Source organism: Sandarakinorhabdus oryzae (assembly GCF_009733735.1).
In the GTDB taxonomy this organism is placed as follows: domain Bacteria; phylum Pseudomonadota; class Alphaproteobacteria; order Sphingomonadales; family Sphingomonadaceae; genus Sandarakinorhabdus; species Sandarakinorhabdus oryzae.
In genome coordinates, this window is record NZ_WNJP01000384.1 from 1 (window position 1) to 712 (window position 712).

At 73.5% G+C, this 712-nt stretch carries 1 pseudogene; it reads right to left on the minus strand.

Features of this window, described 5'->3' with window-relative positions:
* Positions 1–712 (minus strand): annotated as a pseudogene (locus GJ693_RS17315) (magnesium chelatase subunit D); the annotation flags it as partial.

Sequence of the window (712 nt, forward strand, 5' to 3'; positions counted from 1 at the left end):
CGTGCCGCCCCCGCCGGCGAGGCCGGCCAGTTCCTTCTTGGCGCGCGGCAGGCTGCGGGTGGGCGGCAGCGCCAGCGCCGCCTCCGTGCCACGGAAGGCGACCAGCGCCACTTCGGCGCGCTTCACATAGGCTTCGGCGAGCAGCAGCTCGACCGCGCCCTTGGCTTCGGCCAGACGCGCGAAGGCCGCCGAGCCGCTGGCATCGACGGCGAAGATGGTGGTGGATTGCGTTTGCGCGATGAAGCGGCGGATGCGTAGATCGTCGGTGCGGATGGCGAGGCGGCCATCCTCCCGCACCGGGCGGATCTTCTGCCACGGGGCGGCGGTCTTGATGGTCTCGATCAGCGCCAGCCGTGCGCCTCTGCCGGGCATGCCGGGGCGCACGCCGGCGGGGCGCCCGCTGGTGATGCTCTTCTGCTTGGCGCCGGACGATCCGCTGGCCTTGGGCGCCTTGTTGATGGTGCCGGCGGCCAGCGCATCGAGCAGGCCGGGTGGCAGCGAAGTTTGCGCCGCATCCAGGATCATGTCGGTCGGGTCGATCGGCGGCGGCTCCGGCTGCTCCTGATCATCGCCCTGCTTGTCGTCGCTGGGCGGCGGGGGCGGCGGCGGCTCTTCGGGTGGCGGCTGGTCGTCGGGCTGTTCTTCCGGCGGTGGCGGCTCTTCCTCCGGCGGTGGTGGCACGCGGGTGGCGCGCGGCCCCAGCACCAGCGCG